The organism is Phenylobacterium aquaticum, from assembly GCF_022695515.1.
Classification (GTDB): Bacteria; Pseudomonadota; Alphaproteobacteria; order Caulobacterales; family Caulobacteraceae; genus Phenylobacterium; species Phenylobacterium aquaticum.
This window is the reverse complement of sequence record NZ_JALDPT010000006.1, coordinates 159,976-184,194: the sequence shown is the minus strand read 5'-3', so window position 1 is coordinate 184,194 and position 24,219 is coordinate 159,976. Positions and strand designations below refer to the sequence as shown.

The window sequence follows — 24,219 nt, the reverse complement described above, 5'->3', positions numbered from 1 at the left end:
CCTGGCCTGGTTCCCGCCCAGCCTAGACGTGAACCCGGGTTCAGGCCGGTCGACGCGCGTGACGATCCTCAGCAGATGCGAGGCGAGGAGGACCATCTCCTGGGCCTCCTGGGCCTCGCCGATCACCACGGTGCGGTGGGAATGCGGGTTCTTGTACGACCCGATCGCGCCCGCGAACAGACTGGCCAGCGCCTCGCGCTCCGCCGCCGGATCGTCGGCCCGCCGCAGCGGACCGTTCTGCGGGTTGAAGGCGCGTCGGACCAGATCGACGCCGACGTCCTCGGCCGCGAACCCGCCTGCGACGCGGACGGCCTCCTCCACGGTGCGGAACGCCCGAAAGACCGCCGTCGGGTAATCGCCGCGCGCGAGATCCAGCCAGACCGCCTCGGCGATCGCGCCGTGCAGCAGCGACTTGGGAAAGGCGGCTGCGCTCCGATAGGCGGCGAAACGCGCTGGATCGCCGACAACCCCGCGCCCGCGCCGGGTGAACACCTTGAACCCGTTCGCGCCATTCGGCGCCGGCGCGGGCATGATGAGCATGTTGAGTTCGAGCCAGAGCCAGGCTTCGCCCAGGGCCTCGGTGATCTGATGTTCCCGCAGCTGGGGATAGACGGCCGGCCCAGGCATGCCGCGTCCGTAGAGCGCTTCAGGGCCGGTCACCCCCAGGGCGGAGAACAGGCCGTTCTGCATGGACGCCTGGGCGGCGACCAGCACCGATTGCGCGAGCTCCTCCGGCGGCAGGGCCAGGAGCACATCGACGTCGGGAACGAGCTCCGGCAGGGTCGGCATGGCGCAAGACTAGCCGGTTCGCGCCCTCCCCTCCAGCCGGCCGGCGCCGTCAGAACACGTCGGCGCGTTCCGCGAAATCCTCGCCCTCGAGCGTCCGTCCGAGCGTGCCCATATGCTGGTAGGGGTTGATGTGGACGATCCGATAGGCGTTCGCCACGCCAGCCTCGTGGGTCGAGCTCCTCACTCGGTCGACATGGACCAAGTTCAACACGGCCAGGACATTGAGCGCCGCCTTGATCCTGGCCCGATCGATCCCCGAATAGGCCTCGATGCCGTCGTAGGACAGGTTGATGAAATTGGTCTCGCGGTCCCGCCGCGCCACGAACAGCAGGTAGATCTTCAGGGCGTTGAGCTCGTTGACGTTGCGCAGCTTGAACTCCGCGAACGCCGGGACGGTGTCACCGACATAGAGCCGACGCGCGGGAAGCTTGCCCCAGCCGCCGTTCGGATCGAACCCCACCAGATGATAGCCGCTCTGCCCCAGGGCCGGCGCGGGCTCGACGAGATCTAGTGATCGCAGACGGGTCAGCGCCGCCGCGAGCGTCGGCCGGCTCAAGCCGGTCGCGAGGCACAGCCGGTCATAGGTGAGGTGCGCCGACCCGGTCGTCTGGTCGGCATGCTGGGCGATCACGATCAGGGTCAACAGGGCGGCGATGCCCGCGCCGCCGCTGGTCCCCCAACGGAACTCCCGAAGCCCCCCCGTCTCGATCCATCGGGTGGGAAGCCGTACCCAATCCAGCCGCACCATCTTCACTTGGGTCGCGCCTTCGTCACCGCATGGATCGCGAAGGCCGCCAGGGCCAAGGCGCCAAATCCCAGGAACACCGCCAGGTAGGCGATCGGCAGATCCCCCAGCTTCTGCAGCTCCCGCACCAATTCAATCCCTCGCGCCATGGCGACCTCCTAATTGCCGTTGCGCTTTTTAAGCCCCTATCGCAATTCTATATCTAGAGGCAGTTGAGCCAGATGCGGCGCCATTCCCGGGGGATTTATTGTGCTTTATCGGGGCCCTAACCCACAAACCTATGGTTCGTTTGAATTCCCAACTTAGTTCATGAGCGGCGGCTTGTGAACCAAATCCGGACCCGACCGCCTTCGCCTAGGCCAGGGCGAACTCCGCCACGGACGGATCGGCCCCGGCCTCGACATCCAGGAAGTTCGACAAGGTCACGCCCAGCAGGCGGATGCCCTTGGGTAGGGGATAGACCGAGCGGACCAGCGCCAGACTCGCGGCGTGCAGCGTCTCACGGTTGTCGATGACGGACGACAAGGACCGACTTCGGGTGGATTGCTGGAAGTCCGCCCATTTGATCTTCACGGTGACGGTGCGCGCCCGAGCGCCGGTCTTCTCGCACCAGGCCCAGACGTCATCCGCCATGGCTAGGACCCCGGCCTCGATAGCCTCCGGATCGGTGAGATCGTCGTCGAAGGTGGTTTCCGATCCCGACGACTTCCGCTCGCGGTTGGGATTGACCGGCCGGTCGTCCTCCCCCCGGGCGATGGCGAAGTACCATGACCCTGACTTGCGGAAATTCTGTTGCAACTCTTGCAGTGAGCGGCCCCGCAGATCGCCTCCGGTATGGATGCCCAGGCGCTTCATCTTCGCTTCGGTGACCGGTCCCACCCCGTGGAAGCGCCCCACCGGCAGGGTCTCGACGAAGGCCTCTCCGCGCCCCGGCGCGACCACGAACTGGCCGTTCGGCTTGCGCTGGTCGGAGGCCAGCTTGGCGAGGAACTTGTTGTAGGAGATGCCCGCCGAGGCCGTCAGCCCGGTCTCGGCCAGGATCCGCGCGCGAATCTCCTCGGCCGTGGCCGAGGCGCTGGGCAGGCCCCGCAGGTTCCCCGTCACATCCAGATAGGCTTCGTCCAGCGACAAGGGTTCGATCAGGGCGGTGTAGTCGGCGAAGATCACATGGATCTGACGGGACACGGCCTTGTAGATTTCGAACCGCGGCGGCACGAACACCAGCTCGGGGCACTTGCGCATCGCGGTGGTGGACGGCATGGCCGAACGCACCCCAAACACCCGGGCTTCATAGCTCGCGGCCGCCACCACACCCCGCTTGGCCGCATAGCCGACCGCTACCGGCCGGCCCCTCAAGGCGGGATCGTCACGCTGCTCCACCGACGCATAAAAGGCGTCCATATCCACGTGGATGATCTTGCGGGCGGCGGACACGGTCATGACGAGTCGAAGCTAGCAGACCTGGAACAGAAGCGGAACTTTCGAGCCGGACGCGCGACAGAGGCGGACCGCGCCGAGGCCCGAACGGGCCCGCCCATCAGCCTTCGCGCGAGCCGTGGTCAGCCGAACCTGGCCAACACGCGTTCGCAGTGGGGTTTCAGCTCCGCCAGGTTCGGGCGAGCCTGAAGCCATAGGCCCAGTTCGGTAATGGCGGCCTGTTCGGCCGCCGACCAGCCGTCGGCATGGGTGAGTTCGGAGAACAACTTCTGGGCATGTCGCCGCGCGTCCGGCGCGCCGGCGAACCCGCGCAACATCCTGCGAGCGTTGGTGACGGCTTCGCCGCGGCTGATCATGGCTCGATCCCGAACTGATGGTCTGCGGCGCATCGCAAACCTGCGGCGGCCCGGCAAGCCCGAAGACGCCAATGCGCCCGCAGGTGCGCACGCCCGGGCGATCCGCCATGATGCGCCACTCGCCACGGCTTGCTGATCCGCCTCCAGGGCTTCCGATGCTTGAACGCTATGCGATCCGCCAGGACGCCAAGGGCTGGACCGTGTTCGACCAATGGACTGGCGAGCCCGTCGCGCTCTCGACCCTGCTCCAGGCGGGCCTCACCCATCAGGAGGCGATCGAGCTCGCGGACATGCTCAACCGCCGCGCAGGCCCCGGGGTGATCCTGCAATGAGGGCCACGCCCTACTCCACCGGCGACAGGGGCTTCAGGACCCGCTGAGCGTCGAGCTTCATCAGCTTGGCGACCAGCGGGCTGGGCTTGGCCGGTGCGATTCCGCGCAGGGCGTCGAGCTTGACCTTCGCCACGGTCATCCGGTCGGTGAACGCCTTGTTGGTCTCGAGCTTGGCGAACAGCACGCTGGCCGCCAGCCGCCCGGCGGCCAGGTCGGACGAATAGTGGAAGCCGCAGACCAGCCGGCTCTCCCCGAACGCATAGCCCTTGGCCGCCAGCGCGTCCGTTCGATCCGGCGCGAGCTGGGACATCATCAGGGCCCACAGCATGCCCAGCGCGGCATGGGTCGAGGGATAGGAGCCGCTGGTGTTGAGATGCCAGGTGGTGTCGTCGACGTCGTGCTGGCAGGCGGGCAGGTTCGGATAACGCACATAGGGCCTGACCCGGCCGCCGGTCCCGTCGGGCTGCACCTTCAACTTCACCGGCTTGACCAGGGCCTCGAGATCCAGCTGGGCCAGGTGGATCGTGTCCAGGATGAACTTGGCGTCCGGATCGCTCACCTTGAGCTCGACGCCCAGGGCGCCCTTGAACAGCGGCGCAACTTCTTCCGGGGCGTAGACGTCGTCGAGGTGGGCTTCGTCGCCCCGGGGTCCGGCGACCCGATTGCGGGTCCCGAGATAGACCGCGAGGTCCGCCACCTCGACCGGACCGTCCGCCGCCGGCGTCACGGGAAGCCAGGTCTGGATCTTCAGGTCCTGATCGTCGAGGAAGCCCCCGGTCGGGGCCGCCTGGCCGGCCGACGCGGCGGCCAGCGCCAGGGCGCAGCCCAGGGCCGCAATGCGGAAGAGCGTCATGTGAGGGCTCCATTGATCAGGCCGGCCAGACGGGCCCCTGCCCGCTCGATCTGGCGCCGCGAAGCCTTCCGCGCGGCGTCCTGGTAGGTCGTCGGCAGCAGGAAGGCCGGATAGTCCTTCGGATCGTCGCCGAACCCACAGGCGGCGTGCGCCGGCAGGTGATAACCGACCGTGGTGGCGACCTTGTACGACGCCGACGCCCAGGCTTTCGGGTCGCTGCTCTGATAGCTGGCGACCGCCGCCGGCGTCAGGGCCAGGCGCCAGGCGTCGGCCACCGTCCGCAGCGCGGCGTCGCTGGGATGGCTCGCAGACCGGTCGGGCCCCGTGGTGACTGGATCGGCCCGCACCAGGGCGTCGACGGTCTCGGTGTCCCAGTAGTGGTGCAGGGCCATGCGACGCCCGTTGGCGACCATCAGGACCTGCTCGCAATTGCCGCCGGAATTGTCGCCGTCCTCCGAGGCGTGCAGCGGCTGATGAACGTCGCCCACCAGGTGTATCAGGAACTTGAGCGCCATCAGGCGCTCTGGATCCGAGGTCTTCGGGCTGGCCAGCTCGGCCTGGAAGTCCTCGATCTTGTCGAGCACGCAGTCGCGCTTGGGACCCTCGCTCGCCGCCGTGCCGGCCGGCGTGGCCGGGAAGCTGAAGCAGGCTTTGGAGAGATCGGGGGTATGAATGTCCAGGTCCACGAAGTGCCAGCGCTGGGTCTGATCGTAGTGCAGGGTCCGGTTGGCCTCGTCCCGGTACTTGTCCGCCCAGGTGGCCCGGGATCCGAAATCCATCGCGGTCAAATGTGTGTCGGTGTCGGCGGCCAGCATGGCGTCGACCTTCGATCGGGCGCCGGGGGTCAGAAGCCCGTAGGCGATCCAGGCCACCATCTTGTGCCCATCGTCGCCCCAGGCCCGGGCCTGGCCCGCCGCCAGCAACAGGACCGCGGTCGCTCCAGCCCCAGCAAGCGTCTTGCGTGCCATGCGCCACCCCTCCCCCGATACGCGAGAGTTAACTCATTACAACCCTGGCGCAGCATTCGAATGACAGCGGTATGCGAACATTTCGCCAAGGTCAGCAGGACGCACCCGGCGCCCTACGGCGCGCGATGGCGTCGTCGATCGCGATCCCATGGAGATCAGCGGGCCCGGCAGTCGCGCGGCGGCGTCAGGCCGAGCTCGGCGGCTTCGGCGTAGCAGCCGACCTCGCGCTTCGCCTCCCGATAGGCCAGGGCCAGCGCCACGCAGATCAGGGCCAGGACCACACAGACGCCGGCGAGGACCTTGACCACGGCTGGCGCCGATCGGGTGTCGCTCCAGGACAGGCTCGAGGCGCGCCGGCGGCGGCGGTTTAAGAAGTCGATCATGCGTCCAACCTAGCGATGGCCTTCGATCATCGAAGGCCCGGCTGTTCGCCGATCCTCCGTTGTATCAATTACCCAATTGCAGCCTGAGCAGAGTCGTCAGCACGATGGCGCTCTGATGCTGTTCCGGGAGTTTCCAGGAGGCCGCTCGCCTTGTGCAATCTCTATTCGTTGATGCGGGGCCGCGCCGAGGTGGCGCGCATGGTCAAGGCCCTCATGGACCTCAACAACAACCAGCCACCGATGTCGGGGGTCTATCCGGACTATGCGGCGCCTGTGGTGCGGCGCGCCGCCGACGGTGGCCGGGAGATGTTGGATATGCGTTGGGGCATGCCGTCGTCGAAGAAGGCCTTGCTCGATGCGGCGACCAAGCGCGCCGACAAGCTGCGGGCCAAGGGCAAGGACGTCGACTTCAACGAGATGCTGCGAATGGAGCCTGACAAGGGCACGACCAACATCCGCAACACCGCCAGCCGGCACTGGCAACCCTGGTTGGGCCCTCAGTCACGCTGCCTGGTGCCCTTCACCTCGTTCAGCGAGCCCGACCAGGTCGGCGGCTCGCTTCAACCGGTCTGGTTCGCCCTGGACGAGGATCGACCTCTGGCCTTCTTCGCGGGCGTCTGGACGCCCTGGACCTGCGTGCGCAAGATCAAGGAAGGCGAGGTGAGCTGCGAACTCTACGGCTTCCTGACCACCGACGCGAACGCCGAGGTCGCGACCTATCATTCCAAGGCCATGCCGGTGATCCTCACCGAGCCGGCCGAATGGGACCTTTGGCTGAGCGACGCGCCTGGGCCGAGGTGCAATCGATGCAGCGGCCGCTGCCCGACGGATCGCTGCAGGTCGTGGCGCGCGGCGTGCGCCAGGACGAGGCCCTGCCCGTCTAGTCATCGCCATGATCAGGCGGCGACCAGCTCCAATTTCCATCGTAGCCGTGCGGGAAGACCGCGATGTCGTGCGATCCGCAGCCACCCTCCCCGGTGCAGGCCAGTCGTGGCGCGAGATCGGCGATGCGCAGATCGAGCCTTGCTCCAAACCGCTGTTCGAGATCGGCCGGCGTCCACTCGATCAGCCGCGGACACTCGCGGCAGCAGATGGCGAGCGAGAAGCCCTTCGCCAGGAAGACGCGGATGGTGTCGTCGTGCAGGTCATCCAGGCGAAACCGGCTGAGCAGCTTCGCGGCCGGGCGCTTCAAGGTCGAAGGGGGCTGGGGCGCGGTCATCGTCGTCACCTGGCTAGATCCACACGCGCACGCGGCCGGGCTGGCCGCAATCGCTACAGACCAACCGCCGGCGAATGTCCGCCGGCGTGGCGTCGCCGCCCAGACGATCGATGGCCTGACGCGTGGTCCAGGTCGCCTCGTGCCCACATCCGTCACAGGCGAGCTTCAGGGTCGCGGCGCCCGACATCATCCGGTGGAGGTTCTGGAACATCGTCACCGGGGCGGCCTCAGTTCCGATACCGGTTGGCGAGCCGTTTGATCTCGGAGTCGTCCATCCCCGGCGGCCAGGCGAAGTCCGTGCGCCATTTCACACGCCCGCAGCCAGGGCAGTTCCAGCCCACGCGCGGCGCGATCTGGCGAACCAGGGTCGTGTGCCCGCCCACCTTCAGCTGTTGCAGGCGGTCGATGATCCGTTCCGGACTATAGCCCGTGCACCATCCACAGAGCACACAGGACAGCAGCACCCGCGCGCCCGGATATCGGGGATAGTCGCCCACGGTGGCCTCGTGGGCCGACGCGGCTTGCCACTTCGGGGTCATGGCCGTAGCGGGCCGGAGGAGTCGGATTTCGCCCCGAAGAAATGGGCGTCGCCGGTGAAGTGATAGACCGTGGTGTCCAGGCTCTGCTTGGCGACATCGAGCGCCATGTAGTCCCGGCCGAAGGGGCGGCAGCCGAACTGCATCTGACGCAGCGCATTGGCGTAGGGCGTCAGCGCCAGGAAGGCGTCCTTCGCCGCCTCACGGTCACGCAGGCGCCCGTTCCCCACCTGGTAGGGCGGCGCCTCGACCTGATGATAGAAATCCCGTCGCCGCGTGAAGTGGAACGCCGCCGTGTCCAGGCCGTCCAGGGCGATGCTCATCGCCATGTAGTCCGACCCCATCGGCTCGCACTCCGATCTCAGGCTCAGCATCTCCACGACATGAGGGCGCAGATCGTTGAACTTCCCGACCGCCGTCTCCGCGGGCCCGATGCCGAAATAGGTTCGCGCGACCATATTCAACTCCCACTATGTTCCCCTTATGTTCTTCTCCGTGGGAACGGTGGAGTCAATTCACCCTCGGTTGTGGGCGCGGCCGCACGACGATCTTAGGCTTCGATCACGGTATCCGTCGGCACATTGAACGCCGCCAGATTGATGGCGCGGAATCCGTCCCGCTTGTTCCAATCAAAATGTCCGCCCAACCGCTCCACCAACGGAGACGCTTCCGAGCGCACAAGGTTGAGCGTTTCGAGGGCTTGGGCGGCGACCCGCAGATATAGGACCGGCTCGCTTTGGATATGCCCAGTGGCCGGATCGAGGATGTCCGTGTGCATCACCACCTCGACCGCATCGAGCGGCAGCGTTTGGAGGCACTCCAGAGCCACACGCATGGAGCCCGCGCAGATCGTGTCGCGATGCAGCTCGAGAATCCGGGTGCGCGCAAGAGCCTTGATCGAGGCTTTGCCAGACTGGAGGAGTGTTACGGATTGTTCGGGCATGTCCTCCAGGTCGAGGCCGTCGACCATGGCGATCAAGCGCTTGTCTTCTGTGAAGACGACATCGACCTCTTCGAGTGAGAACGGCAGACCTCCCAACTCACTGTAGCGATCTAAGGCCTCGGCGGTCGCGGCGTGGTCTTGCGCCACTACACTTTGGGCGAATTCGATTTCGGATCGCCGGGCATCGGCGGCTTGGATACGGTTCTCCAAATCGACCTCGTCGGCGGCGCGGCCAGCCAGGACGGCTGCAGCGAGCTTCGAGCGCTGGCCCGCTTCTAGCCCAAACGTCCGGGCGAACCAGCCCGGCCGATACGCCGTCTCGACCAGCCGCGCAGCGTCTTCTTTCTCCGTACTGGGTTGAGGGATAGGCGGCACGGGCTCGGTCGCGAGCGTCAGCCAGTCCCGACGACGGAAGGCGATCCGATGCGCGCCGATCAGGGCCGCGATCAATGCCTCATACTGCTGCGCAGCATCCGCCGAAGCTTCGAGAAGAGCCTGCCTTTGGGCCGCCCTTTCGTAGGCGACGCGCTGGCGTTGCGCCCGCTTGGCTTCGCGATCTATCGCACGAAGAGTACGAACCATGCCGCGCCCGGCTTGCCGATAGGTGACCATGCGCCCTCCTCACTGGTCTGACCTACGGCCCCCCGGCCGCACAGCCCATTGCTTCCTTAGCGGGCCCTTCCTGTCGAGACCCTTTTGACGCGAAATGCTATGATACGGTTCGAGTTTGGGTGATCGGCCCCTCGCGAGCGTCCTGACTGAGTGCGGTCGCCGGAAGTGCGACGCGCTTCAGCGGGGTGGCGCCAACCGGCTGGGCGCGCTCGATGACGAGGCCTCCGCCTAGTTCAGCCAGCCCCTGCTGGAGGACGGCGACATCACCGCACCAGAGTGTCTCAGCATCGCTGTCGCGCGCCAGGTTGGGTCCAGCCCCGGCCTCGCCAAACGCCACGACGCGCATCTGCATTCTGGCCACGGATGGGTCACCGGAAACCTCAACGCCATAGTCGGGTTGTGCGACTTTACGCAGCACGACCCGCCCGTGCTCCACCCAGGCCGTAGCAAGGTCCGCCCCGACTTCATAACCGAGGCCGGCAAGGCCCTGGAGGACCGCTGCGCGCCGGGCGGCAGCCGCCTGGGCGTCTCGGCGAAGGCACAGCACCCTGGTGGCTTCCGCGACAAGGTCGACGACGTTTCCGTCGCGGATTTCCCAGCGCTTTGTCAGGTCCTGATGGGCGACGGGGTCCGCCAGGGCCAGTTCCGCCAAGACCATCTGGAAATCTTCCCGCGCCGCAGCATCCTTGCGAGCGCCGACCAATTCCGCGGCAAGGTCGAGCTCGAGGCTGTCGAGGAGCAGATTGCGGCGGGACTCCTCCTCGGCCGACCGCGCAGCCTGCAAGCGAGCCTCGAAGGTTTTGATGACCTTGGACTCGGCGATTAGCGCCAGTTCGGCAAGGCGCGTTTCAAGGCGGGCGTAGAGTGGATCGGCGGATGCGCCTGGCTGCTCGGAGATCCACCCAGCAAGGGTTTGGAGGGCGGCACCATCCTTCAGGCTCTGCGCGAGCGCGTGCCGCGCCTGCCGGTCGGAACTGCTGTCCGCACTTAGAAGGGCGAACCCCTTAGCCATGGTGTCGGGGTCGGCTTGACCCGCTGCGACCTTCGCCAGCGCCGCTTCCAGGTCGGGCGGAAGATCGGTCCCTCGTCTCTGGAGGGCACGCAACAGCGCGCCGGCCGCGTCAGCCTGACGGCGCTGGACCGACCGGGCCGTCGCGGCGGCCTCGGCCACTTTGGTCAACCGGTCCTGCAGATCCTGGTGCAGGAAAGCGATCTCCCGAGGCGCCTGCTTCTGCAGGTCCATGAACCGATCGTCGGTCAGCAAGATGCGCAGCCGCGCCAATCGCGCCTCCGCCTGCGCGACATCGGCTTCCGATATGCAGTCGTTTCGCCGCCCCACCCGAACCCACTCCGCCACCGCGGCGCCGACACGCGCGAGGTGGCCTTCACAAAGGGTGACGAGTTCCTCACGGGTCACGATCCGCACCACCTTGGGGCCACTCATGCCGCTATTCCTGTCTTGAGAGCCTTGGCGATCGCCGATCTTAGGCGTGTCTTCTCCACCTCGGGGCGGTGGAACCAACCGTGGCTAGACACGCGATGGACCACAGGGATGGACCGTTGAAGGACTGCAGGACGCCACATTTCCCGGGCTCGAGCCTCTGCGAGCAGGGCGTGCCGCGGTGCGTCACACTCAATGCCCAGGCCGTAAAGTCCCGTGCGCGGGTCCTCGATGGCGAAATCGAGGGAGAAGGCTCCAGCATCGGTCGCCGGCTGCACCTCCCAACCTAGGGATTTCACATAGGCGGCCACCGCCTCCTGGAATCCATCCTGGTCGATTTCCAGGCCTCGCGCGTCGCCACGCCGGTCCGGATTGAGCCGCGCCATCAGGCCGCGGGCGTTGTCGAGCTCGCCCGCCGAAACCGCCCGCGCATACTCGAAGTAGGCCTGTAGGAAGTCCCGCGGACTGGCGGCCGCGCGCCGGGTGGTGAGCATGTCCGAAATTTCCGCGATCGGCATGGAGGTGACGAGGATCACCTTCTCCCGGGCCCGCGTGACAGCCACGTTCAGACGGCGCTCGCCGCCGCTTTGGCCCAACACGCCAAAGGCGCGCCGAAACGTGCCCTGGTCGTTGCGGCCGAAGGTGGAGGAAAACACGATGATGTCGCGTTCATCGCCCTGCACGTTCTCGACGTTCTTGACGAAGAAGCCCATGTCTTCGCCGTGCTCGACCCGATCGCGTTCCTGCGCCAGCGCGGCGCGGAACACAGGATCGCGCTCTGCACGTCCTTCGAGCACCTCCTCGATGAGGTCGGCCTGGCGGCGATTGAAGGTCACCACGCCGAGGGTCTTCCGGTCCGCTGGCGCGACGCGCCAGGCCTCAGCCACGAGGTCGACCACTTTGCGGGCCTCGGCCTCGTTGGTCTGATCCAAATAGACACCATCGACCCGAACGAGCTCGATCGGTTGAATGCGACGGATCTCTGCGTCTGGGTGCCGGGCCGGCACACTAAGCCGGCCATTGTAAAAGGCGGCGTTTGAGAACTGAATCAGCTCGCGATAGGCCGAGCGATAGTGGATCTGGAGCGTTGTGGACGGCAGGACAGTCTTGGCGAGCTGCAGGAGGTCCGGGCAATCCTTGATCTCACGCCGGTTCCAAGTTTCAGCGTTGGCGTCACGGTCGTCTTCGCCCGCGCCCTCTTCCGCCGCGTCCCCCTCGAACAGCTCGGCCTCGTCGTTTTCAACCTTGCTGGAGAAGAAGTTGGTGGGCGGCATCTGCTTCTCGTCGCCGCTGACGATCATCGAGCGGCTTCGAAAGAGGCTCGGCAGCGCATACTCGATCGGCATCTGCGACGCCTCGTCGTAGATGACGGTGTCGAACAGCGCCTTCTTCAGCGGCAGCACCCGGCTCGCGACATCGGGATTCATCAGCCAGATCGGCCGCAAGCTCATCAAGCCGAGGTCTGCGCCCCGGTCGAGGAATTCCCGCAACCGCCTCGCCCTCTGACCCGAAAGGCGGGTGATGTCCTCCCACTCCCGAGCGGGCCGCAGGCGTGTGGCGTCCAGGCCATCCACCAGGAGTCTGCGGTTAAGCCGGCGCATCTCGACATCGGCTTGTGCGAGGGCGCGAGCCTTGGCCTCGAGTTCAGACGCCTCGAAATGCAGGATCGGCGTGCCAGCTTCCAACCGGCCTTTCCAGGCCAGGCGCGACTCGCGTCCCAGCGTCCGTCGCACCTCGGTTTCGAGCTCCGGTTCCGGAACCTGCATCAGGGCCTGCGCCACAGCTCGCAGAGCCTTCAGGATGGCGATGGTCGGCCCATCCAACTGGACCGCCCTCGGCCGAAACCGTTGGTAGGCCGCCAAGGTCGGCATCGCTGCGTCGAGTCCCGACAGGATTTCGCCACTGGCGAGGTCCTCATCGATCGCCTGTCGCCTCAGATCCCGCCAGCTATCCGCAAACCATGGTTCGAGCGCCAACAAAGCCGCGCGGCTCAAACCGCGCGCCTCGTGCCGAAGATAGCCCTGCTCATGCCGCTGGATCAGCGTCTCGACAGCGTCGCGCCGCGCCAAACGGGCCGTCTCGATGGCCGCGACGGCGTCGGGATGTTCCGCCAGATCTCTGCGAAGACTTTCAGCCTCCTCCAACTCCGAGCGCAACGTCCTCATCGCCGCCAGGAGGCTCTGCGTCGGCACGGTATCAAGGTCCAAACCGCGTTCGCCCAAGGCCTGGAGGGCGCTTGCGGCGCGTTGGCGCCAAGGGCGCAGGGCGAGCTCGTCGTGCAGCGCCTGACGGAGGTCGGGCGCGGTGACCGCCTTGCCGGTCAGCAGGATCTTCAGACGGCGCGCCATAAGCCAGCGGGCGGGCGACAGGCGTTGAAGGAAGCTCGGCGGCAGGGCTAGGGCGTCGGCGGTCCCGGCCCATTTCGCCAGGTCGTCGGAGGTCATGCCGATCGCAACTTCGGCGGCCGGGCTGAGGTCCGCGCGCGGCGCAAGGTCAGCCAGGCCCGCAATGATCGCGGCGAGGTCGTCTTGGATGACGGTCAGATCAGTGGACCGGCCCAGGAGGTCCAGCCATCGCGCCAGGCGCTCGCGTGCGCCATCGTCCAAATCCAGTAGGCGTTGTGCATATTGCGCCTCCCAGGCCCGCCAGGGTCCCGGGTCTTCGATCTGAAACGCCTGAAGGGTCGCCTCGAGGGTGGCCTGACGCCCTCGCTCGGCCAGTTGGAAGGCGGCCCAATCGGCGTTGAACGCCCCCAAAGAGCCGGCGTCCGGGCTGAAGGGCTTTAGGGCCTCAAGCTCGCTATCCTCGAACGCCGCAGGCAGCCAAAGACGGGCAAGCGGGCCAATCACCTCTTGGACGGTCGCCACTTGGCCAGCGTCGAGCGGGCCCAGCAGCGCCCTCAAGCCGGGCGCATCGACCGGCGCTCGAGATCCCTCGGAGAGCCCGATCAGATCGCTGAGGATCAGTCGGTAGCTCAAGCCGCTCGCCCAATCGTCGGCATGCAGCGCTGCATGGTGCTGGTCGAGATCGGCTTCGAGCGCTTCGATCCGCGCCGCGGTCTGTTGACGCTGCTGCAGCCACAGGGATGATCCCGCCGGCCGGGAGAACAAGGCTTCGAGCTGATCGCGGATCGCCTGGATCACCGGCTTGCGATCCTTATTGACGTCATTGATCATGACGATGCGATCGCCGAGCCCCTCGGCCTCAAGTCGTTTGTGCACCACCTCCAGGGCGGCCTGCTTCTGGCAAACGATCAGGAGGCTTTTGCGACGTCCGATGGCGTCGGAGACCATGTTGACGATGGTTTGGCTCTTGCCGGTGCCCGGAGGGCCCTCGATCAACAGGCCGCGGGCGTCCCGGGCCTCGAGGACGGCCATCTCTTGTGATGGATCGCTGGCGGCCGTGAAGAACCGATCGAGCTCTTTCGGGCGCTGGGTCTGCGGTCGCTCCACCAGCGCACCAGCCTTCAACGCCGTCTCCAGGCTCGAGCCGCCGGCGGGATTCCGCGCAGTTGGCGCAGGTCTTCCATCACCGCCTGGCCCAGATAGGCCAGATGGAAAAGCGCCGCGGCGCAGGCGATTTGGTCATGGCCGACCTGCGCCTTCACGTCCTTGTTGGGCAGGGCGACGAGCTGGCTACCGGACGTCTCGGCGACCAGGTCGGCGAAAGCGTCCATCACCTGCGCCGCGTTGAGCGTCGCGCGCCCGAGCATCTCGTTCGCCGCATCGCGCCAGCGGGCGGCGGCGTCGGGCCCCAAAAGGGTCTCGAAGGCCGGGTTGAGCCGCACTTCTTCCCGCGCGCTGTCAAAACCCAGACTCACGCGTCCGCGCGCACCGACTTCCGGCTTCAGTTTGACAGGCCAAAGCAGGATCGGTGCGATCCGTGGCTTCACGGACGCCTTGGCCTCCTGGAGGACCAGGAAAGGGAAGCCGAGATACAGCCCATCAATACCGGTATCCCGCCGGTAGAGCGTGGCATGGCCATAGAGCGTCCTGAGCCGCCGCTCGACCCGCGGATCGTCCGTCAGCACTTGAGGGTCGAGATCGATGACCTGGTCGTTGCGCAGGAGGATATGGTCGAGCAGGCCCGAAGCCGGACGTCGCGCGGCGCCCAGTTCGGTCAGGTCCAGCCGGGCGGTCGTTTTGCCGATGAGCATGCGCGTGAGGGGCCCGCGCATGACGGCCCCAGTGATGCGCTTCGAATAGAAGTCCAGCAAAGTCGCCACATAGGCCTGCTTGGCAGGTTCTCGCCACCGATCTCGCGGGACCGCGAGCAAAGCTAGGGATCGGCCGATCGAAAGCCGGCGTTCCAATCGGAATTGGTCGGCCCATTCATCCACGCGCTCCAACTCGCAGCGGGCGAAGCCCTGCAGCCGCGCCTCGATCTCGCTGTGAATGTCCCGCCGCGGCGACTGCAGCCAGGCCGCCGCCTCGTCGCGTTCGAAACTGTCGATACCCGCTCGGCGCGCGATCTCTTCGGCCTCGTCGAGGAGCACGTCAGCGGTCCGGAACTGTCCGACATCGGCGCTGAGCAGCAGGATGTAGTCGTCCTCGCTCGCCAGCCGCCGCTCGAGCAAGGCGATGAGACCTGGATGATCGGTGTCCGGCAGGAGGCGACGACGCTCCGCCCAGACGGCCGCCAGGCGCGCCTTGGACGTGGAGAGCAGGTGCACCTGCAATTCGGGCTCGCTCAACTGGACTTCAAGTTGTCGCGCACGATCGCGGATCTGCTCCGACCGGGCCTTCAACCGCCAGAGCCAAGGCTCGGCGTCCTTGCGCTTGAGCAAGTCCGGAGCCGGGCCGCTGATCAGCGCGTAGCCGGCTTCCGGGTGGTCGAGCAACCAGCCGGGCGTGATGATCTCGCCACGGCAAGCCAACGGCATGGCGGGGTTGAGCGCCTTCAGGGCAAGGGCCAGCCGGATATCTTCCGACACGTCCGTCATTTGACTCAATTGGGTGAGGTCCCGCTGGAGCGGCGCGCCGAAGCCTGCGTCCTCGCACCAGGTGGCGACGGCGCCGCTGAGCAGCAGGCCGCGGGCCTCGTCCCAATTCGCCGCCTCGGCCGCCGCCAAGGCGAAGGCTGTCGCTGCGCCGTAGGCTCGTGCGCCCAGCCGAAGAGTCTGCGAGCTTTGGAGATCCTTCGGTCCACGAGCGGAGGCTGGCGCGGCAGGCGGGTCGCCAGCCAGCCACCGCTGGACTTCGTCCCACCCCCAGCGCTCACGCCGATCGCGGGCCAACAGGCCTCGCAATAGCAAGCCAAGACCGGGGTCGATGTCTTCTGGGATCGGCGCCCCGTTGGTGAGGATATGGATCAGGAACGCCTGGTCGTTGACACCTTCGAAGCAGGCCCCGCGGGTCACCTGTTCAAGCAGCACCATGCCGAGGCTCCACCAGTCGCTCGCCGCGGCGACGCCACCGGCGAGAGCCTCCGGCGCCGTGTAGCGGGTGGTTTCCAAGGGCGAGACGATATCGAGATCGAACTCCGACAGTCGCGCGGACCCAAAGCCGGTGACCACCAGATCGAGGGGTTCGCGGGCTCGGACGAGTATGGCGCCCGGCCTGAGGTCGCGATGGCGCAGGCCGCACTCCCCGAACGCTCCGAGCGCGCCGCCGACTTCCTCCAGGACCTTGGCGAAGGTCTCCATGTCGTTGGGTAGCAGACCAAGGTCGGCCAGGGTGCCGCCCTTCAGGTCTTCGCTGACTTCATAGGCGCGGTGCTCCCAGCGACCCGTTTCCAGGACCTCAGGGACGTGGTCGCGGGGCAGGCTGCGAAGGACGTCATAGACCTCCGCGTCCGGCTCACGCCCCAAGGCGTAAAGGGTAAGGATCGCGCCTTGGCCATCCTTCGTCGCCAGATACCGGGCCTCCGCCTCGCCCGTGGCCGGCAAGGTGCGCTCCAGCCGCCAACCGGCGATCTCGGTGGCCTCCGCCTGGGCCCCCGGGCCCTCGACATCGGTCGCATCCAGGTCGACGCCACAGACCGGGCACATCAGGTCGCCCGGGTCTACGGTGTGGCCATTGGCGCAAGTGGGCGCGCCGCTCGCATCCGCCGCGGCGGTCACGGCGGCTGGCGGCCGCCAACCCTCGGCGCGCAGAGGCAAACCGGCCAGGTCCCACTGGCAAGGTCCACCTTCGAACTCGCCTTCACACACCAGTTCGGTGATCGACCGTTCGGTTTCGCAGTTGGGGCAGAACCGCATCATCATGGTGCGTCTGCTCCGACCTTGTCTGAGAGGATCACTCGATGGCCTTGCGCCTTAAGTGCGGTCCTTAGGCGCTGGAAATCGCCCGCGCGGGGATGCCCGCAAACCAAGCGCCGCCATCGGCATCGAACATCACGTCAAGCTTGAGGTCACCCGCGCCTACAGGCCGCTCGTAGGTTTCGAACCGACGACCGGCTTCGGTCAGGATATGGAGCGTTTGGTTGTCACTCCCCCGCAGCGCCAAGGTTTGGGAGACGTCGCGCCGATAGGGGCCGGCGATTACGGCGTCGATCAAACCAGGCCGCGCGTCGATCCACTCCGCCACCGCCGCAAAGGCATATCCAGTGAAGACCAGCACATCGCCGGCGCTCCGCCGTCGCCAACCGCACAGCAAGGCCTCCAAGGCTTCAAGTTGCTCGAACGGTTCGCCGCCCGAGACCGTGAGGCCGTCGGCGTCGTCCGCCCACGCGTCGATGGCTTGAAGTACTTCCTCCACCGTGGAACCGCCTCGGTCCGACGGCCATGTGTCGGCCGATATGCAGCCCGGACACCGGATGGAACAGCCCTGGACCCACACGCCGATCCGGCGACCCGGGCCGAGGGTGGTGACGGGAAAGTGCAGCCGCGAGAGGTTCAAAGCCGTCATGCCGGCCTCATGACGAGGCTTGTGGTGACGCCGGCTTCCAGGGCCTCGATTACAAACCGCCCCTCCCCTTCCGTCTCGAAGAGCGCTCGGGCCAGCGGATTGATCAGGTGGGCCTCCAGCTTGTTGCGAATACCGCGCCCGCCATTGGCGAGGTCCGAGACGCAGAGATCCCGGAGCGTCGACTGGGCGATCGGCGCCAGGGTCAACTGGTAGCCGGCGTCGGCTGCATCGCGCAGGATCGCGGCAAGCATGGCCTCGAAAATCTGTTCAGCCACCTCGGGGCGGATGAAGTCGAAGACGATAATATTTTCGCCGATCCGATTGAGGATTTCAGGGCGGTTGAGCACCAGTTTGAAATGGGACTCGATCTCGCCGCGGACCCGCGCCTGGACCTCGGCGAACGGCTGGTCTGGGGTCACGTTGGCCACCCTCGTGCCGGACGCGTCGCTGGCATAGATGCCGAGGTTCGAGGTGAAGACGATGAGGGCTTCCGAGAAATAAACCCTGTCGCCGCGCCCTGAGGTGAGAACACCGTCGTCGAGGATCTGCAGGAACTTGTCGAGGATCCGCGGGTGCGCCTTTTCGATCTCGTCGAACAGCACGACGCTGAAAGGCTTCTCCCGGATGGCGTTGGTGAGCTCGCCGCCGACGTCATAGCCCACATAGCCGGGCGGCGCGCCGATCAGCCGCTGGTCGGCCTGCTCGGCGCTGAACTCGCTCATGTCGAAACGGATGTAGGCGCTCTCGTCGCCAAACAGCAGTTCGGTGATCGTCTTGGCCAGCTCGGTCTTGCCGACCCCCGTCGGGCCGGCCAGGAACGCCACACCGCGCGGGCGCCCGCCACGCTTGGCGCCGGAGACGCCGGTCGCAGCCCGTTTGACGATGTCGAGCATATGGGTGACCGCGTGGGCCTGGCCGATCACCCGCCGGGAAATGAAGGTGGCGCCGTCGCGGATCTTCTCGCGCTCGATCTGCTTCCAGGCGTCCTCGGTCACGCCGACCTTGTAGCGGCGCACGGCATCGCCGATCTCGCCCACCTCGACCGCCTCGGCGCGAGCCAACTGCGTGATGGCGTTGAGGTCCATCAGCAGCAGGCCCTCGGTGTCGTCGACGAGGACATCTTCGGCGTCGCGCAGTACGTCCGCCGCCGCGGTCTTCGCGCCAGGCAGGGTGCGCACCAGGTGAGGCGCCAACGCGCGCCGCACGCCACGGTCAGGCGGCGAGACCGGGATGTGGCGCAGACGCGGGTTGTCAATGGTCAGCCAATCCGGAAGATCGCCCTCCTTGTCGACGATCCAGATCACGGTGTTGAACAACGGGGCGCGGTTTGGCCCAACGGGGCGGGCCCGGGCGGCCTGGCTGAGCACCAGGGCGCGTGTGAACACCTGGTGTTCCGCAGGCGACAGGGCGTCGCTGCGCACGATCAGGCGGGAAGCAAAGTCCGCGATCAGGGCCAGCGGCGGACCGTCCGACCTCACCAGGCGCTCCAACGTAGCGCCGAACAGATCGATGCCAGCCGGCGCGACCCCGTTACTCGCCGTCAGTCCAAGGGCGGCGAACACCCGATCGGCGTCGCCCGGCGCCCCATCCGGACGATCCAGCAGCCGAAAGCCCGAAACCGGGTCATATGCCAACACGTCGCTATAGCCGGCGTCCGCCAGGCTCGCGGCGATGACGCTGTCGAGCGCCGCGGTGGTCACAAGATCGCCGACAGACCGGGCCTGCAGGTCGCGGATGTTGCCGGTGAGCATGAACTGGCTCTTGAGCGGCAGGAAGCGCTCAAGATCGCGAAGCCACCTGGGCTTCGATTGGAAACTCATGCTTTGCAAAGACTTGTGCCCCCCAGCGAAGCGACCTTAGCGTGTGGGTGTCGAGGGCTCCAGCCCTTCGCAACTCATTGGGGAAATACGGTGGCCGACATCAGCCTCTCCCTAAATTCGATCGCCTCGGGGGATGGCTGGTTCTTCGCATCCCCGCCGCCTGCCTCACTGAAGATGGAACCTGCTGTTGCGCGCTTCGCCCAGGTGACGGCGACCAGCCCTGAACGCCCCCGCCTGGCGGTCCACGAAGGTGCACGAACCTGGCTAAAGCCTGGCGGGGCGCGGTCGCCATTTCGCTTTCACGGCGCGGGTGTTAGCTCTGGGTGGGGGAGTTAGGGCGTGATCCGATTTATCCACACGGCCGACTGGCAGCTTGGCAAGCCCTTCGGCCGCATGCCGGACGAGGCGCGGACCGCGCTGCAGGACGCGCGCCTGGACGCCATAGATGCGATCGCCAAGCTCTCGGCCGGCAAAGACGCCAGGGATGTCCTGGTGGCGGGGGATGTGTTCGACACCTTCGAGCCCGGCGAACGGGTCGTCCGCCAAGCCCTGACCCGGATGGGCCGCGCGCCGTGTCGTTGGTGGCTGCTGCCTGGAAACCATGATTACGCGCGAGCCGAGGGGTTGTGGGCCCGGCTGGCCCGGGATGCTCCCGCCAATGTCCGCGCCCTCGTCGCGGCCGAACCCGTGGTCATGTCGGATCACGCCGTCATCCTCCCGGCGCCCCTCCTCTATCGGCGGACCTCCGAGGATCCGACGACGGTCTTCGAGGCCATGCCTACGGCGCCCGGTGTTCATCGGGTCGGCCTGGCGCATGGGCCCATCCAGTCCTTCTCCAGCACGGCGGCCATGAACCTGATCCCGGTCGACCGCGCCCAGCGCTCCGGCCTGGACTACCTGGCGCTGGGGGACTGGCACGGCTTCAACCGGATCGGTGAACGCACAGCCTATAGCGGCACGCCTGAGCCGGACGATTTCGATCGGGAGGTCACCGGTGGTGCGCTCCTGGTGGAGATCGCCGGCCCCGGTGCGGTCCCGGTCTTGTCGCACCATTCCCTGGGCAGGTTCACGTGGCGCCATGAGGCCTGGACCCTAGATGGCGTCTCGGCTTTCGACGTCCAGATTGCGGCCTTGCGCGCCGGCGCCGATCTGGCCCGCATGGTCCTTCGGCTGAAGGTCTCCGGGATTCTCAGCCTGGCCGACCGTGTCGCGGTGCGGGAGCGGCTGGAATCCGAGCTGGGCCTGGAGGTCCGCTGGTTGGACCTCGACCTGAAGGATCTCTTCGCCAGGCCGACCGAAGACGATCTCGGGGGCATCGACGCTCATGGCGTCCTGCGGGTCGCGGCTGAGCGCTTGCTGGCGATGGCGAAGAGCGAAGGCCCAGAAGCCCAGCGCGCAAGCGCGGCGCTGGAGCGGATGTTCGTGGAAAACCTGCGGGCCGCCCGCGCCGCCGGGGCCGAGGCATGAAAATCCGCAGCCTGGCCCTTGAGAACTTCCGCCGGTTCCGCGCGCCGGTCCGGATCGAAGGCCTGAGCGACGGTCTCAACCTCATCAGCGAACCCAACGAGACCGGAAAATCCACGATCCTGGAGGCGATGCGCGCGGCGCTCTTCGAGCGTCACGGGTCGGCGGGGGCGTTCATCAAGTCCCTGCGGCCCTGGGGGGACGAGACCGCCCCCACCGTCGAACTCTGCTTTGAACTGGACGGCACGGCCTGGACCGTGGCCAAGCGTTTCCTGCAAAAGCCGCAGGTGACCCTCACGGGACCCGGTGGTCAGGTCTTCACCAGCGACGCCGCAGAGGAGAAGCTTCAGGTTCTGTTGGGTTTCGAGCGCTCCAGCAATCGCGGCGCCGACGACGAAAGCCGTGGGATCCTGGGCCTGTTGTGGGTCGAGCAGGGCGCCGCCCTCTCGCTGGGCGCGCCCGGCCGGATCGCCCGAGAGACTATTCAATCGGTCCTGGCCGGCGAGGTCGGCGCCGTCACCGGCGGGAAACGGGCCTTTGCCGTCACTGCGGCGGTGGAGACCGCCCTGGCGGACTTCAGGACGGCGAAGTCCGGCCAGGCGACCGGCAAACTTCTGGCCGCCCAGCAGCGCCTGTCGCTGGCGCAGATCCAGCACACCGAGGCCCAGGCGAGCATGGCCCATTTTGCCGGGGTGCTCGACCGTCTGGCCCTGGCGCGGGCGGAACTCGACCGGACCGAGCGGCTCGCCGCCGATCCTGTCCAGGCCGAGGACGTCAAGACCTGGACGCGAGACCTGGAGGTCGCCAAGGCGGCCGAGGGGCGCCGCCGGGAAGCCGAGGCTCGCCTCGGCGAAGCTCAGAGCCGCCGGCAACAGGTCGAGGCGCGGGCGACGGCCCGCCTCGCTCTCGCGCTCCAAGCCGAGACCGCGGCGAAGGCCAGCGCGGAGGCCGCCGCCCACCTGGTGGAATTCGAACCCGTCCTGTCTGCGGCGGTGAAGGCCGAAGGTGACCGCGCGGAAGACCTGAAGGCCGCGCGCGCTGCCCTGGAGGCCGCCGACCAAACTGCGGCCACGGCCTTGGCCGCGGAACGCGCGGCGTCCCGGACCCGTCATCTGGTGGCCGCCTTTGCGCGCCTGGACGCGGCCGAGCGCCTCGCCAAGGACATCGACGGCCTGCGTGAAGACCTCTCCTCGTCGACCGTGACGGCGTCGATCCTGCAAACCCTTCAGGACCTCAGCGGCCAGGTCGGCCAGACCCAGGCGGCTCTCGAGGCCGGCGCGCCAACCTTGGACGTAACTCTCCGGCCTGGCGCCGCAGGGAAAGCCCGGTTCAATGGGGCGGCGGCGACCGAGGGCCGCCACCTGATCGTCGCGCCCGCGACCTTGGACATCGCGGATGTGGGCGCGTTCAGGGTCTCGCCGGCTTCAAGCGTCGCGGCTCAGGCAGCCCACCGCCGGGCGACCGAGGACCTTGGCGCGGCCCTGGATCGGGCGGGTGTCGCGAGCCTCGACGCCGCCCGCGCCGCCGCCGATCAGCGCCGCGCCGCAGCGGATCGCCTGAAGGAGTTGGAGATCAGGCTTGAAACTCTGTGTGCGGCGGACACGGGCCTTGATTTGGAAGCCGGGCTGGACGCGCTGCGCGGCGCACTGGCTGGGGTTGATCGGCCCCCTACCCCACCCCAGGCCGCCGGCGGCCCGCCCGACATCAGCGGCGACGCAGAAGGCGCCGCGGTTCGAGCCCGCATGACGGAACGCGCGGCCGCCGAGGCGCGGGACGCGGCGGGAGAGGCCCTGAAGGCGGCGGAACTGCGCGGACAGACGCTGAGCGCCGCGAGCCGTGACCTCAAGGTTCGTCAAGATCAGCTCGCCGCCGAACTCGCCAGCGCCCGGACCGCTCAGCCGGACGCGGACCTCGATGCGGAACTATTGAGCGCGCGGCAGGCCGAGGCTCGGGCGCAGGGGGAAGTCGAAGAGATGAAGGCGACCGCTCTGGCCTTCAGCGTCGAGGAGCTGGAGCGCAAGCTCGCCAATGCCGGGACCCGTCGCCGCAACATCGAGGCCGAGCGCGTCCGTCTAGCCGGTGAGATCGGAGGTTTGGCTGAGGCGGCCCGATCCGAGGGCGAACGCGGCCCCGCAGCGGACCTGGAGATCGCCAGGGAGGCCGAGGACAGCGCCGCGTCCGACCTGGCGTTGATCACCGAGCAGGCCGAGGTGCTCACCCTGCTGCGGTCCGTTCTGGCCGACGCCAGCCGCGAGGCCACCCGCCAATATCTCGGTCCCGTCACCCAACGGGTCGCACCCTATATCGGCCGCCTGCTGCCCGGCGCGACCCTGGAGCTCTCCGACGCCATGGCGGCGGGATCCGTCAGCCGGTCGGGGCGGCTGGAGCCGGCGGAGGACCTGAGCCGCGGGACCCAGGAGCAGTTGGCGGTCCTGACGCGGATCGCGTTCGCGGACCTTCTTCTGGAGAAGGGGCGGCCAGTGTCCCTCGTCCTGGACGACGCGCTTGTCTATTCCGACGATGGGCGGTTGGAGACCATGACCGACATCCTCAGCGAGGTGGCGGGACGAATGCAGGTGATTATCCTCACCTGCCGGAAGCGGGCGTTCCTGCACTTGGAGGCGAACAGGGTGTCGTTGGTCGAGGTCTAGGAATTCGGCACCATCTGTCCGCTGGGCACCAGGAGGCGACGCTGGCTCTCAGTCCGAAAGCCGACCCTTCCCAGCCCATCCAGGCCAATCCTCGAAGAGATCAATGGTGCGATCATCGTCGCATTTCGCAATGACCGTTCGTCGGTCGAAGCAAGGATGCTTGATCCGGCTAAGACCCTCGCCGCCTTCGAAGTGGGCCCAACCTCCATTCCGCATCTTGCGAGTTAGAATGCCAGCGCCGCAGCGGGGGAAAGGACTGCGACACGCGCGCTTCTCACTGGAACCCCGAAAAATCAGAACCCAGGATTCGCTCACAAATACCGTAGCGCCTGTAAACAGTCGCCTTGAGTGAGCACGACGTTTGATCCACCGACCTTCCATTGGGACTCGCTGGCTCCTTAGCTGAGCGAAGAAACGTGAGCGTGCGGATCGCCGCCGTCTACGTCTCGGGGACCTGATCCAATTCCCCTACGTCCGATCTTGTCGTATCGGCGTGTTCCATTTGGGCCCGTCACTGCAGCGCTACGGCTCGGCATGCGGAAGCCGCTCAAACTTCATAGGCCGAGGTGCTAGCGCGCTTTAAGTTGGATCAATCGCGCCACCTGAAGCGCTGGCTGCCAAATGGATCGGTGGGATAGATGCAGAAGCTCAAGATTGATCTCGAAAACTGTTACGGGATCAAAAAGCTCAACGTCGAATTCAATTTCACGAAGTGCCACGTCGCCGCCGTTTACGCGCCCAACGGGGCTATGAAATCTTCATTGGCAAACACCTTGCAAGCGCTTGCAGATGGTAAGCAACCGATCGATCGTTCTTTCCTGG

General features: G+C 66.9%; 21 protein-coding genes and 1 pseudogene. 4 read left to right on the top strand and 18 right to left on the bottom strand.

Annotation, left to right across the window (positions count from 1 at the left end):
- The 5 genes from MQH10_RS06915 to MQH10_RS06895 form a co-directional block, all read right to left on the bottom strand.
- A partial coding sequence (locus MQH10_RS06915; RefSeq protein ID WP_242563332.1) for a TIGR02391 family protein occupies positions 1–789 on the bottom strand: 789 nt, incomplete at its 3' end.
- Between the two features lie 49 nt (positions 790–838).
- Positions 839–1,537 (bottom strand): helix-turn-helix domain-containing protein, encoded by a 699-nt coding sequence (locus tag MQH10_RS06910; protein WP_336605051.1) that lies wholly within the window; start codon positions 1,535–1,537, stop codon positions 839–841.
- Between the two features lie 2 nt (positions 1,538–1,539).
- Complete coding sequence (locus MQH10_RS06905; protein ID WP_242563330.1) at positions 1,540–1,683, bottom strand: hypothetical protein; 144 nt, start codon at positions 1,681–1,683, stop codon at positions 1,540–1,542.
- Between the two features lie 205 nt (positions 1,684–1,888).
- On the bottom strand, positions 1,889–2,974 hold the full coding sequence (gene dinB / locus MQH10_RS06900) for a DNA polymerase IV (RefSeq protein WP_242563329.1): 1,086 nt from the start codon (positions 2,972–2,974) through the stop codon (positions 1,889–1,891).
- 119 nt (positions 2,975–3,093) lie between these two features.
- Positions 3,094–3,327, bottom strand: a complete 234-nt coding sequence (locus tag MQH10_RS06895) for a hypothetical protein (protein WP_242563328.1) — start codon at positions 3,325–3,327, stop codon at positions 3,094–3,096.
- Between the two features lie 155 nt (positions 3,328–3,482).
- Between MQH10_RS06895 and MQH10_RS06890 the strand changes: the two genes are divergently transcribed.
- On the top strand, positions 3,483–3,659 hold the full coding sequence (locus tag MQH10_RS06890) for a hypothetical protein (RefSeq protein ID WP_242563327.1): 177 nt from the start codon (positions 3,483–3,485) through the stop codon (positions 3,657–3,659).
- 10 nt (positions 3,660–3,669) lie between these two features.
- Here MQH10_RS06890 and MQH10_RS06885 read toward each other — a convergent pair whose 3' ends face one another.
- The 3 genes from MQH10_RS06885 to MQH10_RS06875 all read right to left on the bottom strand — a co-directional run bounded on the left by MQH10_RS06885 (position 3,670) and on the right by MQH10_RS06875 (position 5,863).
- A complete protein-coding gene (locus MQH10_RS06885) occupies positions 3,670–4,512 on the bottom strand; it encodes a phosphatase PAP2 family protein (RefSeq protein ID WP_242563326.1) in 843 nt (280 codons plus the stop codon).
- The gene (locus MQH10_RS06880) at positions 4,509–5,480 is read right to left on the bottom strand and encodes a S1/P1 nuclease (RefSeq protein ID WP_242563325.1); all 972 of its coding nucleotides are present in this window, start codon (positions 5,478–5,480) and stop codon (positions 4,509–4,511) included. Before MQH10_RS06880 ends, MQH10_RS06885 begins: the two co-directional genes overlap by 4 nt.
- Positions 5,481–5,635: 155 nt before the next feature.
- A complete protein-coding gene (locus tag MQH10_RS06875; protein ID WP_242563324.1) occupies positions 5,636–5,863 on the bottom strand; it encodes a hypothetical protein in 228 nt (75 codons plus the stop codon).
- A gap of 171 nt (positions 5,864–6,034) precedes the next feature.
- On the opposite strand from MQH10_RS06875, the pseudogene MQH10_RS06870 reads away from it, so the two are divergent.
- Positions 6,035–6,586: pseudogene (locus MQH10_RS06870) on the top strand (SOS response-associated peptidase family protein); the annotation flags it as partial.
- Between the two features lie 157 nt (positions 6,587–6,743).
- Here MQH10_RS06870 and MQH10_RS06865 read toward each other — a convergent pair.
- The 10 genes from MQH10_RS06865 to MQH10_RS26730 all read right to left on the bottom strand — a co-directional run bounded on the left by MQH10_RS06865 (position 6,744) and on the right by MQH10_RS26730 (position 19,162).
- The gene (locus tag MQH10_RS06865) at positions 6,744–7,082 is read right to left on the bottom strand and encodes a hypothetical protein (protein WP_242563335.1); all 339 of its coding nucleotides are present in this window, start codon (positions 7,080–7,082) and stop codon (positions 6,744–6,746) included.
- Positions 7,083–7,095: 13 nt separating this feature from the next.
- Entirely contained in the window at positions 7,096–7,293 is a 198-nt protein-coding gene (locus tag MQH10_RS06860; RefSeq protein WP_242563323.1) for a hypothetical protein, read from the bottom strand.
- Between the two features lie 16 nt (positions 7,294–7,309).
- Complete coding sequence (locus MQH10_RS06855) at positions 7,310–7,621, bottom strand: hypothetical protein (protein WP_242563322.1); 312 nt, start codon at positions 7,619–7,621, stop codon at positions 7,310–7,312.
- A complete protein-coding gene (locus MQH10_RS06850) occupies positions 7,618–8,076 on the bottom strand; it encodes a hypothetical protein (RefSeq protein ID WP_242563321.1) in 459 nt (152 codons plus the stop codon). The genes MQH10_RS06855 and MQH10_RS06850 overlap by 4 nt, the downstream gene beginning before the upstream one ends.
- Positions 8,077–8,168: 92 nt before the next feature.
- The gene (locus MQH10_RS06845) at positions 8,169–9,173 is read right to left on the bottom strand and encodes a hypothetical protein (protein ID WP_242563320.1); all 1,005 of its coding nucleotides are present in this window, start codon (positions 9,171–9,173) and stop codon (positions 8,169–8,171) included.
- A 97-nt stretch (positions 9,174–9,270) separates the two neighbouring features.
- Positions 9,271–10,617 (bottom strand): hypothetical protein, encoded by a 1,347-nt coding sequence (locus tag MQH10_RS06840; protein ID WP_242563319.1) that lies wholly within the window; start codon positions 10,615–10,617, stop codon positions 9,271–9,273.
- Positions 10,614–14,084, bottom strand: a complete 3,471-nt coding sequence (locus MQH10_RS06835; protein ID WP_242563318.1) for an AAA domain-containing protein — start codon at positions 14,082–14,084, stop codon at positions 10,614–10,616. The genes MQH10_RS06840 and MQH10_RS06835 overlap by 4 nt, the downstream gene beginning before the upstream one ends.
- On the bottom strand, positions 14,081–16,819 hold the full coding sequence (locus tag MQH10_RS06830; RefSeq protein WP_242563317.1) for a protein kinase domain-containing protein: 2,739 nt from the start codon (positions 16,817–16,819) through the stop codon (positions 14,081–14,083). Before MQH10_RS06830 ends, MQH10_RS06835 begins: the two co-directional genes overlap by 4 nt.
- A gap of 64 nt (positions 16,820–16,883) precedes the next feature.
- Positions 16,884–17,462 (bottom strand): 4Fe-4S cluster-binding domain-containing protein, encoded by a 579-nt coding sequence (locus tag MQH10_RS06825; protein WP_242563316.1) that lies wholly within the window; start codon positions 17,460–17,462, stop codon positions 16,884–16,886.
- A complete protein-coding gene (locus MQH10_RS26730) occupies positions 17,459–19,162 on the bottom strand; it encodes an AAA family ATPase (RefSeq protein WP_242563315.1) in 1,704 nt (567 codons plus the stop codon). The genes MQH10_RS06825 and MQH10_RS26730 overlap by 4 nt, the downstream gene beginning before the upstream one ends.
- Before the next feature lie 459 nt (positions 19,163–19,621).
- Here MQH10_RS26730 and MQH10_RS06815 point away from each other — a divergent pair, with 459 nt between their 5' ends.
- Together MQH10_RS06815 and MQH10_RS06810 are read left to right on the top strand one after the other, a co-directional pair.
- Positions 19,622–20,749: a metallophosphoesterase family protein gene (locus tag MQH10_RS06815; protein WP_242563314.1), complete on the top strand. Its 1,128-nt coding sequence runs from the start codon at positions 19,622–19,624 to the stop codon at positions 20,747–20,749.
- Positions 20,746–23,397, top strand: a complete 2,652-nt coding sequence (locus MQH10_RS06810; RefSeq protein ID WP_242563313.1) for an AAA family ATPase — start codon at positions 20,746–20,748, stop codon at positions 23,395–23,397. The genes MQH10_RS06815 and MQH10_RS06810 overlap by 4 nt, the downstream gene beginning before the upstream one ends.
- Positions 23,398–24,219: the final 822 nt, after the last annotated feature.

Excerpts from the sequence above, each read along its gene's own strand:
- MQH10_RS06910 (WP_336605051.1), bottom strand. The coding sequence starts at position 1,537 with ATGGTGCGGCTGGATTGGGTACGGCTTCCCACCCGATGGATCGAGACG.
- MQH10_RS06905 (WP_242563330.1), bottom strand. The coding sequence starts at position 1,683 with ATGGCGCGAGGGATTGAATTGGTGCGGGAGCTGCAGAAGCTGGGGGAT.
- dinB (WP_242563329.1), bottom strand. The coding sequence starts at position 2,974 with ATGACCGTGTCCGCCGCCCGCAAGATCATCCACGTGGATATGGACGCC.
- MQH10_RS06895 (WP_242563328.1), bottom strand. The coding sequence starts at position 3,327 with ATGATCAGCCGCGGCGAAGCCGTCACCAACGCTCGCAGGATGTTGCGC.
- MQH10_RS06890 (WP_242563327.1), top strand. The coding sequence starts at position 3,483 with ATGCTTGAACGCTATGCGATCCGCCAGGACGCCAAGGGCTGGACCGTG.
- MQH10_RS06885 (WP_242563326.1), bottom strand. The coding sequence starts at position 4,512 with ATGACGCTCTTCCGCATTGCGGCCCTGGGCTGCGCCCTGGCGCTGGCC.
- MQH10_RS06880 (WP_242563325.1), bottom strand. The coding sequence starts at position 5,480 with ATGGCACGCAAGACGCTTGCTGGGGCTGGAGCGACCGCGGTCCTGTTG.
- MQH10_RS06875 (WP_242563324.1), bottom strand. The coding sequence starts at position 5,863 with ATGATCGACTTCTTAAACCGCCGCCGCCGGCGCGCCTCGAGCCTGTCC.
- MQH10_RS06865 (WP_242563335.1), bottom strand. The coding sequence starts at position 7,082 with ATGACCGCGCCCCAGCCCCCTTCGACCTTGAAGCGCCCGGCCGCGAAG.
- MQH10_RS06860 (WP_242563323.1), bottom strand. The coding sequence starts at position 7,293 with ATGTTCCAGAACCTCCACCGGATGATGTCGGGCGCCGCGACCCTGAAG.
- MQH10_RS06855 (WP_242563322.1), bottom strand. The coding sequence starts at position 7,621 with ATGACCCCGAAGTGGCAAGCCGCGTCGGCCCACGAGGCCACCGTGGGC.
- MQH10_RS06850 (WP_242563321.1), bottom strand. The coding sequence starts at position 8,076 with ATGGTCGCGCGAACCTATTTCGGCATCGGGCCCGCGGAGACGGCGGTC.
- MQH10_RS06845 (WP_242563320.1), bottom strand. The coding sequence starts at position 9,173 with ATGGTCACCTATCGGCAAGCCGGGCGCGGCATGGTTCGTACTCTTCGT.
- MQH10_RS06840 (WP_242563319.1), bottom strand. The coding sequence starts at position 10,617 with ATGAGTGGCCCCAAGGTGGTGCGGATCGTGACCCGTGAGGAACTCGTC.
- MQH10_RS06830 (WP_242563317.1), bottom strand. The coding sequence starts at position 16,819 with ATGATGATGCGGTTCTGCCCCAACTGCGAAACCGAACGGTCGATCACC.
- MQH10_RS06825 (WP_242563316.1), bottom strand. The coding sequence starts at position 17,462 with ATGACGGCTTTGAACCTCTCGCGGCTGCACTTTCCCGTCACCACCCTC.
- MQH10_RS06810 (WP_242563313.1), top strand. The coding sequence starts at position 20,746 with ATGAAAATCCGCAGCCTGGCCCTTGAGAACTTCCGCCGGTTCCGCGCG.